At 62.7% G+C, this 11,177-nt stretch carries 8 protein-coding genes; 4 read left to right on the top strand and 4 right to left on the bottom strand.

Annotation, left to right across the window (positions count from 1 at the left end; genetic code table 11):
• Positions 1–163: 163 nt before the first annotated feature.
• The 3 genes from HX875_RS02310 (at position 164) to HX875_RS02320 (ending at position 6,987) form a co-directional block, all read left to right on the top strand.
• Positions 164–3,457, top strand: coding sequence for a transglutaminase family protein (locus HX875_RS02310; protein ID WP_177041303.1), 3,294 nt, complete (start codon positions 164–166; stop codon positions 3,455–3,457).
• A gap of 153 nt (positions 3,458–3,610) precedes the next feature.
• Entirely contained in the window at positions 3,611–6,097 is a 2,487-nt protein-coding gene (locus HX875_RS02315; protein WP_177041304.1) for a circularly permuted type 2 ATP-grasp protein, read from the top strand.
• The gene (locus HX875_RS02320) at positions 6,097–6,987 is read left to right on the top strand and encodes a transglutaminase family protein (protein WP_177041306.1); all 891 of its coding nucleotides are present in this window, start codon (positions 6,097–6,099) and stop codon (positions 6,985–6,987) included. Before HX875_RS02315 ends, HX875_RS02320 begins: the two co-directional genes overlap by 1 nt.
• Positions 6,988–7,096: 109 nt before the next feature.
• On the opposite strand, the gene HX875_RS02325 is transcribed toward HX875_RS02320, so the two are convergent.
• Both HX875_RS02325 and HX875_RS02330 read right to left on the bottom strand, forming a co-directional pair.
• Positions 7,097–7,285: a hypothetical protein gene (locus HX875_RS02325; protein WP_010173886.1), complete on the bottom strand. Its 189-nt coding sequence runs from the start codon at positions 7,283–7,285 to the stop codon at positions 7,097–7,099.
• Between the two features lie 68 nt (positions 7,286–7,353).
• Positions 7,354–7,941 (bottom strand): TIGR00730 family Rossman fold protein, encoded by a 588-nt coding sequence (locus HX875_RS02330; RefSeq protein ID WP_063033377.1) that lies wholly within the window; start codon positions 7,939–7,941, stop codon positions 7,354–7,356.
• A gap of 337 nt (positions 7,942–8,278) precedes the next feature.
• Between HX875_RS02330 and azu the strand changes: the two genes are divergently transcribed.
• Positions 8,279–8,725 carry an azurin gene (gene azu, locus HX875_RS02335; protein ID WP_177041307.1) on the top strand — a complete coding sequence of 149 codons (447 nt, stop codon included), beginning with the start codon at positions 8,279–8,281 and terminating at the stop codon, positions 8,723–8,725.
• A 271-nt stretch (positions 8,726–8,996) separates the two neighbouring features.
• Here the strand turns inward: azu and nadE are convergent, their stop codons facing one another.
• Complete coding sequence (gene nadE, locus HX875_RS02340; RefSeq protein WP_177041309.1) at positions 8,997–9,824, bottom strand: ammonia-dependent NAD(+) synthetase; 828 nt, start codon at positions 9,822–9,824, stop codon at positions 8,997–8,999.
• Between the two features lie 3 nt (positions 9,825–9,827).
• Positions 9,828–11,042 carry a nicotinate phosphoribosyltransferase gene (pncB, locus tag HX875_RS02345; protein ID WP_177041311.1) on the bottom strand — a complete coding sequence of 405 codons (1,215 nt, stop codon included), beginning with the start codon at positions 11,040–11,042 and terminating at the stop codon, positions 9,828–9,830.
• Between the last annotated feature and the right edge of the window lie 135 nt (positions 11,043–11,177).

The raw sequence follows: 11,177 nt of genomic DNA on the forward strand, positions 1-11,177 counted from the left end.
CACACGCCCGCCACAAATATGTGCAACCCTCGCACCACGACGGCGGCCATCGCGCCGTTTTGGTGCTGTACTGCACCGGGTCCCACGATAAAGCGCAATGACGGCCGCTCTGGCATAAGTCTTGCGCGCTTTGTTTCCATGCCCTGGCTCGCAGGAGGCCGCCGTGTCGATTCATGTCGCGTTGCACCACGTTACGCATTACCGCTACGACCGCGCGGTCGAACTCGGCCCACAGATTGTCCGTCTGCGTCCGGCGGCCCATAGCCGCACGCGGATTTTGTCCTACGCGCTGAAAGTGCTGCCGGAGCAGCACTTCATCAATTGGCAGCAAGACCCACAGGGCAACTACCTGGCGCGCCTGGTGTTCCCGGAAAAGACCGACGAGTTGCGCATCGAAGTCGACCTGGTCGCCGAGATGGCGGTGTTCAATCCGTTCGACTTTTTCCTTGAGCCCTACGCCGAGAAAATCCCCTTCAGCTACGCCGCCGATGAGCAGCGCGAGCTGGCGCCGTACCTGGAAACCTTGCCGTTGACCCCGCGGTTCGCCGCCTATCTGGCGGGTATCGACCGCACACCGTTGCCGGCCGTGGATTTCCTGGTGGGGCTCAATCAGCGTCTGGCGGCGGATATCGGCTACCTGATCCGTATGGAGCCGGGCGTGCAAACCCCGGAATTCACCCTCGAAAATGCCTCCGGCTCTTGCCGCGACTCGGCGTGGCTGCTGGTGCAGCTGCTGCGTAACCTGGGGCTGGCGGCGCGGTTTGTGTCCGGCTATCTGATCCAGTTGACCGCCGACGTCAAAGCCCTGGACGGCCCGTCCGGCACCGAAGTGGACTTCACCGACCTGCACGCCTGGTGTGAAGTGTATTTGCCCGGCGCCGGCTGGATTGGCCTCGACGCCACCTCCGGCTTGTTCGCCGGTGAAGGCCATATTCCGTTGGCCTGTAGTCCTGATCCTTCTTCCGCTGCGCCCATCAGTGGCTTGGTGGAGCCTTGCGAGTGCGAATTTACCCACGAGATGTCCGTAGAGCGGATTTGGGAAGCCCCACGGGTTACCAAGCCCTACACCGAAGAGCAGTGGCTGGCGATCCAGGCCCTGGGCCGGCAGATTGATGGCGACCTGCTCAAGGACGACGTGCGCCTGACCATGGGCGGCGAACCGACCTTCGTTTCCATCGACGACCCCGACGGCGCCGAATGGAACACCGCCGCCCTCGGTCCGGACAAACGCCGTCTGTCTGCCGAACTGTTCCAGCGTATGCGCAAGCACTACGCGCCCAAGGGCCTGGTGCATTTCGGCCAGGGCAAGTGGTACCCGGGTGAGCAACTGCCGCGTTGGTCCCTCAACTGCTACTGGCGCCGCGACGGGGTGCCGATCTGGCACAACAGCGCGCTGATCGCCGATGAGCAGGAAAGCTACGGCGCCGATGGCGTGATGGCCGGGCGTTTTCTGGCGAGCGTCGCCGAGCGCCTGAAACTGCCTGCGCATTTTGTATTCCCGGCCTACGAAGACAATTTCTATTACCTGTGGCGCGAAGGCGCCTTGCCGCAAAACGTCAGTGCCGAAGATCCGCGCCTGGATGACAAGCTTGAGCGCGAACGCCTGCGCAAAGTCTTCAGCCAGGGCCTGGATAAAGTCATCGGCCAGGTGCTGCCGCTGGCGCGTACGGCGGCCAATGACCGCTGGCAGAGCGGCCGCTGGTACCTGCGGGACAACCATTGCCGCCTGGTGCCGGGCGATTCGCCCTTGGGTTATCGCCTGCCCCTGGCCTCGCAGCCGTGGGTGACGGCGGCGGATTATCCGTTCGTGCACCCCACTGATCCCAATCAGGACCTGGCAGACCTGCCGAGCAGCTCACAACTGCAAAGCCATGGCGAGGCAGCCGCGAGCCAGGACCGTATCCCGAAGATCGACGAATCCGCCGACTGGCTGACCCGCACCGCCCTGTGCGCCGAAGCGCGGGAAGGCCGGCTGTACCTGTTCATGCCGCCGCTGGAGCGGGTCGAGGATTACCTGGAGTTGGTGGCGGCCATCGAAGCCACTGCGCAAGAACTGCATTGCCCGGTACTGCTGGAAGGCTACGAGCCACCGAGCGATCCGCGCCTGAGCAACTTCCGGGTGACGCCGGACCCGGGCGTGATCGAGGTCAACGTGCAGCCGTCCGCCACCTGGGACGAACTGGTAGAGCGCACCGAGTTTCTCTATGAAGAAGCCCGGCAAACCCGCCTCACCACCGAAAAATTCATGATCGACGGCCGCCACACTGGCACCGGCGGCGGTAACCACTTTGTGCTCGGCGGCGCGACGCCCAAGGATTCGCCGTTCCTGCGGCGCCCCGATCTGCTGCGCAGCCTGATCAGCTACTGGCATAACCACCCGTCTTTGTCCTACCTGTTTTCCGGCCTGTTCATCGGCCCGACGTCCCAGGCGCCACGGGTCGACGAAGCGCGCAACGATGCGTTGTACGAACTGGAAGTTGCCTTCGCCCAGATGCCCGAAGTAGGCGAAGAGTGCCCGCCGTGGTTGGTGGACCGCCTGCTGCGCAACCTGCTGATCGACGTCACCGGCAACACCCACCGCGCCGAGTTCTGCATCGACAAGCTCTACTCGCCGGACGGCGCCACCGGACGCCTGGGCCTGCTGGAGCTGCGGGCGTTTGAAATGCCGCCCCACGCACGCATGAGCCTGACCCAGCAACTGTTGCTGCGGGCACTGGTCGCGCGTTTCTGGCGTGAACCCTATGCGCCGCCGAAGCTGGCGCGCTGGGGCACGGAACTGCACGACCGCTTCCTGCTGCCGCACTTTATCGAGCAGGATTTTGCCGACGTGATCGTCGAGTTGAACGCTGCCGGTTACCCGCTGCGGGCCGAATGGTTTGCCGCGCACCTGGAATTCCGGTTTCCCAAGGTCGGCGACTACGCCGTCAGTGGTATCGAACTGGAGCTGCGCCAGGCCCTGGAACCCTGGCATGTGCTGGGCGAGGAGGGCGCGGTGGGCGGCACGGTGCGTTATGTGGATTCGTCCCTGGAGCGCTTGCAGGTCAAGTTGAGCGGCCTGCCGCCCCAGCGTTACCTGCTGACCTGCAACGGCATTCCGGTGCCGCTGCAACCCACCGGGCGGGTCGGCGAGTTTGTTGCCGGTGTGCGCTATCGCGCCTGGCAACCGGCCAACTGTTTGCAGCCGACCATCCCGGTGCATGCGCCGCTGGTATTTGATCTTTTGGACACGTGGATGCAGCGCTCGCTGGGTGGTTGCCAGTACCATGTCGCCCATCCTGGCGGGCGTAATTACGACAGCCTGCCGGTGAATGCCAACGAAGCTGAAAGCCGGCGGATGGCGCGGTTTTTCCGCCTGGGACACAGCCCCGGGAAACTGCCGGTGCCGAGTGTGGTGATCAATGATGAACTGCCAATGACCCTGGATTTGCGGCGCTTTGCAAAAAAAACAGAGGATTGAATGTACATAATCCCGAAAGCGACAAATCCCTAATGTGGGAGCTGGCTTGCCTGCGATAGCATCACCTCGGTACACCAGATGCACCGAGGTGCCTGCATCGCGGGCAAGCCCGGCTCCTACATACTGACTTCCCTTGCCTCTGCCGAGCGTTCCATGCCCGACTTGCTCGACCGTTACCCGCTGACCGCGGGCACTTATCACGAACTGCTGGACGACAGTGGCGCGGTTCGTGCCCATTGGCAGCGCCTGCTCGATCACCTGCAACGCAGCACTCCGGCGCAACTGGCCCAGCGCCAGGCCTTGCTGACCCGGCAGATCCAGGAAAACGGCGTGACCTACAACGTCTACGCCGACCCCAAGGGCGCCGATCGCCCGTGGGAGCTGGACCTGTTGCCCCACGTGCTGGCCGCCGATGAGTGGAAGCAACTCTCCGCCGGCATCGCCCAGCGCGCACGCCTGCTGAATGCGGTCCTGGCCGACCTCTACGGCCCGCAACGGTTGATCGCCGAAGGTTTGCTGCCGGCAGAGCTGGTGTTCGGCCATAACAATTTTCTCTGGCCGTGCCAGGGCATCCAGCCGCCCGACGGCGCGTTTCTGCACTTGTACGCCGTGGACCTGGCGCGCACGCCGGATGGCCGCTGGTGGGTCACTGCCGACCGTACCCAGGCCCCGTCCGGCGCCGGTTATGCCCTGGAAAACCGCACCATCGTGTCCCGTGCTTTCCCGGACCTGTACCGCGACTTGCAGGTGCAGCACCTCACCGGTTTCTTCCGCACCTTGCAGGAAACCCTGGCCCGCCAGGCACCGAGCGATGACCAGCCGCCGCTGATCGTGCTGCTGACCCCGGGCCGATTCAACGAAAGCTATTTCGAGCACCTGTACCTTGCCCGTCAGCTCGGCTACCCGCTGGTGGAAGGTGGCGACCTGACCGTGCGCGACGCCACGGTGTACCTCAAGACCCTCAGTGGCCTGCGCCGGGTACACGCGATCATGCGCCGCCTGGACGATGACTTCTGCGACCCGCTGGAGCTACGCACCGACTCGGCCCTGGGCGTGCCCGGCCTGCTGGACGCGGTGCGACAAGGCAACGTGCTGGTGGCCAATGCCTTGGGCAGCGGCGTGCTGGAATCCCCCGGCCTGCTGGGCTTTTTGCCGAAGATCAATCAATTCCTGTTTGGCGAAGAATTGATCCTGCCGTCCATCGCCACCTGGTGGTGCGGTGAGCCGCCGGTGCTGGCCGAAGCCCTGGAAAAGCTCCCGGAGCTGCTGATCAAACCGGCGTTCCCGTCGCAAAGTTTCAACCCGGTATTTGGCCGCGATTTGAACGATGAGCAGCGCCAGGCCCTGGCCGAACGCATGCAGGCGCGACCTTACGCCTACGTCGCCCAGGAACTCGCGCAACTGTCCCAGGCGCCGGTCTGGCACACGGTGGACGATCACCTGCAACACCGCGCCATCGGCATGCGCGTGTACGCCGTGGCCAGCGCTGACGGTTACCGGGTACTGCCCGGCGGCCTGACCCGCGTGGCCGCCGAAGCCGATGCCGAAGTGGTGTCAATGCAGCGCGGCGGCGCGAGCAAGGACACCTGGGTGCTCGGCGAGCGCGCCCACGGCGTCGAACAGTGGCGTGCCCAGCGAGCCATTGGCGCCCACGACCTGGTGCGACGTGACCCGTACCTGCCGTCGCGGGTGGTGGAGAACCTGTTCTGGTTTGGCCGCTATTGCGAGCGCTGTGATGACAGTGCGCGCTGGTTGCGGATCGTCCTTGCCCGCTATGTCGACGGAGATGACCCGCTGGCGCTGCAGGCAGCGGTTGAGCTGGGTGAGAACCTGCGACTGTTGCCGGAGGAGGGCGAATTGCCTGAGCGGCTTCAGGCGGCGTTGCTCGGGGATGACTGGCCGTCGAGCCTGCGGGCCAACTTGCAGCGTTTGCAGTGGGCGGCGTCCCAGGTGCGCGGCAAGTTGTCCCGGGAAAACTGGCAGGCGCTGGTGGAATTGCAGCGCGAAGCCCTGGAGTTGGAAAGCGAAGAGCCGGACTTCGGCGAACTGCTCGACTTCCTCAACCGGCTGGTGATGTCCCTCGCGGCGCTGTCGGGCTTTGCCCTCGACGACATGACGCGCGACGAAGGCTGGCGCTTCCTGATGATGGGCCGGCGCATCGAGCGTCTGCAGTTTCTCAGCAGCAGCCTCGCGGCCTTCCTGCGGGGCGTGGCGGTGTTCGATCAGGCCGGGCTGGAGTGGTTGCTGGAGCTGGGCAACAGCAGCATCACCTATCGCTCGCGTTACCTCGCGGTGCCGCAATTGATCCCGGTGCTGGACCTGTTGCTGCTGGATGAGCAAAACCCCCACGCGGTGCTGTTCCAGCTGAAACTGGTGAGCCGCACCCTGCGTCGCCTGAATGACGATTTCGGCGTACCTCGGGAAACCGGGCTGGCGCCGTTGGTGGAGCGCCTGGCGCGCTTTGACCTGGGCTGCCTGGAGAACCCGCTGTTCGGTGAGTCCAGCGTGCGTGCCGCATTGGATGGCCTGGCCGACCTGCTGCAAGCGGTGGCTGACGAAAGCGGGCAAGTCTCCGACCGCCTGGCCTTGCGCCATTTTGCCCATGTGGATGATGTCAGCCAGCAAACGGTGTCTGTGTGATGAGTGCCCGCTACCAGATTTTCCACGATACCCATTACCACTACGACAGCCCGGTGTCCCTGGCCCAGCAGCTGGCGCACCTGTGGCCGCGGCCGTGTGCCTGGCAGCGCTGCAGCTCGCAGCAACTGGAGATCAGCCCCGAGCCGACCTCGCGCCGGGATGAGCTGGACGTGTTTGGCAACCCGATCACCCGGCTGGCGTTCGAGCGGCCCCATGATGAACTGCTGGTGAATGCCGGGCTGACTGTGGAAGTGCTGGCGCGGCCGGCACTGGACTTCAACCTGTCGCCGGCCTGGGACCAGACACGCAACGGCCTGACCTACAGCAGCCAGCCGTTGTCGGCCGAGGTGATCGAGGCCTGTCGCTATCGCTTCGAATCGCCCTACGTGCATCTGAAGAAAAGCTTCGTCGAGTTCTCTGAAGACTGTTTCCCGGCCGGTCGCCCGTTGCTGTTGGGCGTGCAGGCGCTGATGCAAAAGATCTTCAGCGAGTTCACCTTCGATGCCGAAGCCACCCAAGTCGCCACGCCGCTGGTGGAAGTGCTGGAGCGCCGGCGTGGCGTGTGCCAGGACTTCGCCCACCTGATGCTCGCGTGCCTGCGCTCCCGGGGCCTGGCGGCGCGGTATATCAGCGGTTACCTGCTGACCCAGCCACCGCCTGGCCAGCCACGGCTGATCGGCGCGGATGCATCCCACGCGTGGGTGTCGGTGTTTTGCCCGGTGTCGGGTTGGGTGGATTTTGATCCGACCAACAATGTGCAGCCGGCACTGGAACACATCACCCTGGCCTGGGGCCGGGATTTTTCTGATGTTTCGCCGTTGCGGGGGGTGATTCTGGGGGGAGGGAGCCATGACCCGGAAGTGCGGGTGACGGTGATGCCGCTGGAATAGCGCAGATCCACTGTAGGAGCCGGCTTGCCGGCGATGGCGGCCTTGAGATCTCTGGTGATCATTCGGCCCGATCGCCGGCAAGCCGGCTCCTACATAAATCCAGTGGTTCTCAGGCGTCCGGCGCCTGATCTTTCGGTGCTTCGGTTTCGTCTGTAGCCACTGTACCTTCAGCATCCGGGTTCAGTGCACCGGCTTCTTCGTCGGCTGCAAGTTTCTTGCGCTGCAGCTTTTCCTCTTTCTTCTGCTCTTTGGCCAAGTCTCTCTGACGTTTGGCGAAGGAGTAATTAGGTTTTGCCATGGGCGATCCTCTGGGGTCGAAGGTGAGGTTGAGCGGCGCGTATTCTGCCTTTAATCGCGTCCCAAGGGTTAATCGGGTTTTTGGTCTACCCATTTGGGCAGGACCAGCGGTTGCCAGGCATCCAGTACGTCAAGCAGCTCAGCCGGCGATTCGCTCATTTGCAGCATGGCACGATGCGGTGCGCGGACGAAACCTTCGCCGACGATATGATCGAGAAAATCGGTCAACTTGCGGTAAAAACCGTTCACTTCGAGCAAACCCAGCGGTTTGCCGTGGTAGCCGAGTTGGCCCCAGGTCCAGACTTCGAACAGTTCTTCCAGGGTGCCCAGGCCGCCCGGCAGTGCAATGAACGCGTCGCTCAGCTCGGCCATGCGCGCCTTGCGAGCGTGCATGCCGTCGACCACTTCCAGGCGGGTCAGGCCTTTGTGACCGATTTCCAGGACTTTCAGGCTTTCGGGAATAATCCCGATCACCTCGCCACCGGCTTCCAGGGCCGCATCCGCGACGATACCCATCAGGCCCACGGCGCCGCCGCCATATACCAGGGTGAGCTTGCGCTCGGCCAGGGCGCGCCCAAGGGCCACGGCCGCTTCACGGTAGGCCGGGTTGGTGCCGCTGCTGGCACCGCAAAACACACAGACAGACTTCAAAGACATACCTGACTCCACTCAGTTGTGGCTAAAGAGTAAAGGCTGGCTTGCGTCTCTCAAAGGATTAAACCTCGCGTTGAGGTGTTTCGTACGTGCCGCTGGCACCACAGGCGTAGGCGGCAAGCAGGCTGCGGAACAGGCTATTGAGGTGCATGGCTCGGACTCCAGGAGGAAGATGAGCCGATCATAGGCTGGCCTCGGGACTTTGGCCGGTAGATTGTGTCGATGAGTCTGATAGCCTAAAGTTGTATACAATCTGTTGATACAGATCATATGAAGTCCTGCCTGACTCAGGCACCCTTGTCGCAATATGCGTTTTTTAAACCCTGCCCTGGAGATTCACATGTTTGCCAAACTCGTTGCTGTTTCCCTGCTGACTCTGGCTAGCGGCCAGTTGCTTGCTGCAGAGTGCAAGGTCACTGTCGACTCCACTGACCAGATGTCCTTCAACACCAAGGCCGTCGAAATCGACAAGAGCTGCAAGACGTTCACCGTTGAGTTGACCCACTCCGGCAGCTTGCCGAAAAACGTCATGGGCCATAACTGGGTGCTGAGTTCCACCGCCGACATGCCTGGCATCGCCAGCGACGGCATGGCTGCCGGTATCGACAAGAACTACCTGAAAGACGGCGACACCCGCATCATCGCCCACACCAAGATCATCGGTGCCGGCGAGAAAGACTCCGTGACCTTCGACGTGTCGAAGCTGGCGGCAGGTACTGATTACTCGTTCTTCTGCTCGTTCCCAGGCCACATCTCGATGATGAAAGGCACTGTGACCCTGAAGTAATCATTCTTCAGGCAAAAAAAAGCGCCCTTCGGGGCGCTTTTTTTTGAGCTGTAGGCAAGCTGCTTTTGTGGCGGGGGAGCTTGCTCCCGCTGGGCTGCGGAGCAGCCCCAATAAGGTCACCGCGTAGCATCAGAAAAAGCGGTAAGCAGGTTTCGGGGGGGCGCTTCGCGCCCCAGCGGGAGCAAGCTCCCTCGCCACAGCAAGCTCCCTCGCTACAGCAAGCTCCTTCACCACAGTAAGCCCTTTTGCCAGAATGAGCTGCTACGTCAGCTCAGGGCGCAAACGGCATCACCCGCTTGTGCTCGGTCTTGCGATAGGTCTCGCAAATGATCCGGAACGCTTCCTCGCGTACCGGCTCGCCGTGCAGGAAGGCATCGATCTCGGCATAGGTCACGCCGTGGGACGCCTCGTCCGGTTTGCCTGGCGACAGGTCTTCGAGGTCGGCCGTCGGGATCTTCTCTACCAGTGACTCTGGTGCACCAAAGTGCCGAGCAATTGCACGCACCTGGTTTTTCACCAGCCCGCTCAACGGCGCCAGGTCGCAGGCGCCATCACCGAACTTGGTGAAAAAGCCCATCACCGCTTCCGCCGCATGGTCGGTACCGATCACCAGCCCACCGGCCGCGCCGGCGATGGTGTACTGCGCCACCATGCGCATGCGCGCCTTGGTGTTGCCCAGCACGAAGTCCCGGGAGACCGCCGCCTTGCCTTCAAACGCCGCCACTTCATTGGCCAGGGATTTCACCGCCGGGCCGATGTTTACGGTGTGACGCTCGTCGGGCTCGATAAAGTCTACGGACGCCTGGGCGTCGTGTTCGTCGAACTGGGTCTCGTAGGGCAGGCGCACCGCGATAAAGCGGTAGGCCTCGTCACCCTTGGCGGCCCGCAACTCTTCCATCGCACGCTGGGCCAGCAGGCCGGCGGTCAGGGAATCGACGCCGCCGCTGATGCCCAGCACCAACGTCTTGAGGCCTGAATTGAGCAGGCAATCCTGGATAAAGGTAACGCGCCGGGCGACCTCCGCCTCAAGGGCGGCCTGGTCCTTGAACGGCGGCTGGACCTTGAGCTGTTCAGCAATCTCGCGCTGTACGGCTTGCATGATTCACTCCTTGCTGGGTAGGGCAGGTACTTTGAAAACGTGGCGCAAATAGGCGACGAAATTCGGATCGGTGCAGTGGGTCTTGCCCGCTTCATCAGAAATCTTCGCGACGGGCTGGCCATTACAGGCAGTCATTTTAAGCACGATGCTCATCGGTTCCACACCTGGAATATCACAGGTCAGGTTGGTGCCGATGCCGAAGCTCACATTGATCCGACCCCGCAACGCGCGGAAAATCTCCAGCGCCTTGGGCAGTGACAGGCTGTCGGAGAACACCAGGGTCTTGCTCATCGGCTCGATCCCCAGCTTGTGGTAGTGGGCGATGGCCTTTTCGGCCCATTGCACCGGGTCACCGGAGTCGTGGCGCAGGCCGTCGAACAGCTTGGCGAAGTACAGGTCGAAATCGCCGAGGAACGCGTCGGTGGTGATGCAATCGGTCAGGGCGATGCCCAGCAGGCCACGGTATTCGCGTACCCAGCAGTCGAGGGCGGCGATCTGGCTGTCGATCAGCCGCGGGCCCAGTTGCTGGTGGGCCATGATCCATTCGTGGGCCATGGTGCCCAGGGGCTTCATGTCCAGCTCGCGGGCCAGGTGCACGTTGCTGGTACCGACAAAACGCCCGGGGAAGTCGTGCTTGAGCACGTTCACCACTTCTTCCTGCACGCGGTAGGAGAAGCGCCGGCGGGTGCCGAAATCCGCCACCTGCAATTCGGACAGTTCTTCGACGCTGGCGTTGGCGGTCAACCAGTCGAACTTGCGATACAGCTGCTCGCGGGCCTGTTCGAGGATCACGCTCTGGTAGCGATAGCGGTTACGCACTTCGCTGACGATCGCGAGCATCGGCACTTCAAACAGGATCACATGCAGCCATGGCCCGCGCAGGCGGATAAACAGCTCGCCGTTTTCGATGCCGGTGTGCACGTAGCGCAGGTTGAAGCGAAACAGCCCGAGGAAGCGCAGGAAATCCGGCTTCATGAAGCTGATGCGTTCCAGGAAGCCCAGTTGGTCGGGGCTCAGGCTCAACTCGGCCAGGCGCTCGATCTGGTAGCGGATCTCCGCCAGATACGGGCGCAGGTCTTCACTGTTACGGCAACGAAACTCCCATTCAACTTCCACGTTCGGGTAGTTGTGCAGCACCGCCTGCATCATGGTCAGCTTGTAGAAGTCGGTGTCGAGCAGGTTCTGCACGATGCGATCGGCAAACACACTCTCGCTCATAACGGGAATCTCCAGACGGGTCGGCGATGGGCGCCGACCTTTACGCACAATTAAGGAATGGTGCTAGTGGCGCATAGACCTGTGCTGTTTTGCCAGCAGTTTTTTCGGTGGGACCACTGACGCCATCGCAGGCAA

The organism is Pseudomonas yamanorum, assembly GCF_013386765.1.
GTDB lineage: Bacteria > Pseudomonadota > Gammaproteobacteria > Pseudomonadales > Pseudomonadaceae > Aquipseudomonas > Aquipseudomonas yamanorum_A.

Excerpts from the sequence above, each read along its gene's own strand:
- HX875_RS02315 (WP_177041304.1), top strand. The coding sequence starts at position 3,611 with ATGCCCGACTTGCTCGACCGTTACCCGCTGACCGCGGGCACTTATCAC.
- HX875_RS02320 (WP_177041306.1), top strand. The coding sequence starts at position 6,097 with ATGAGTGCCCGCTACCAGATTTTCCACGATACCCATTACCACTACGAC.
- HX875_RS02325 (WP_010173886.1), bottom strand. The coding sequence starts at position 7,285 with ATGGCAAAACCTAATTACTCCTTCGCCAAACGTCAGAGAGACTTGGCC.
- HX875_RS02330 (WP_063033377.1), bottom strand. The coding sequence starts at position 7,941 with ATGTCTTTGAAGTCTGTCTGTGTGTTTTGCGGTGCCAGCAGCGGCACC.
- azu (WP_177041307.1), top strand. The coding sequence starts at position 8,279 with ATGTTTGCCAAACTCGTTGCTGTTTCCCTGCTGACTCTGGCTAGCGGC.
- nadE (WP_177041309.1), bottom strand. The coding sequence starts at position 9,824 with ATGCAAGCCGTACAGCGCGAGATTGCTGAACAGCTCAAGGTCCAGCCG.
- pncB (WP_177041311.1), bottom strand. The coding sequence starts at position 11,042 with ATGAGCGAGAGTGTGTTTGCCGATCGCATCGTGCAGAACCTGCTCGAC.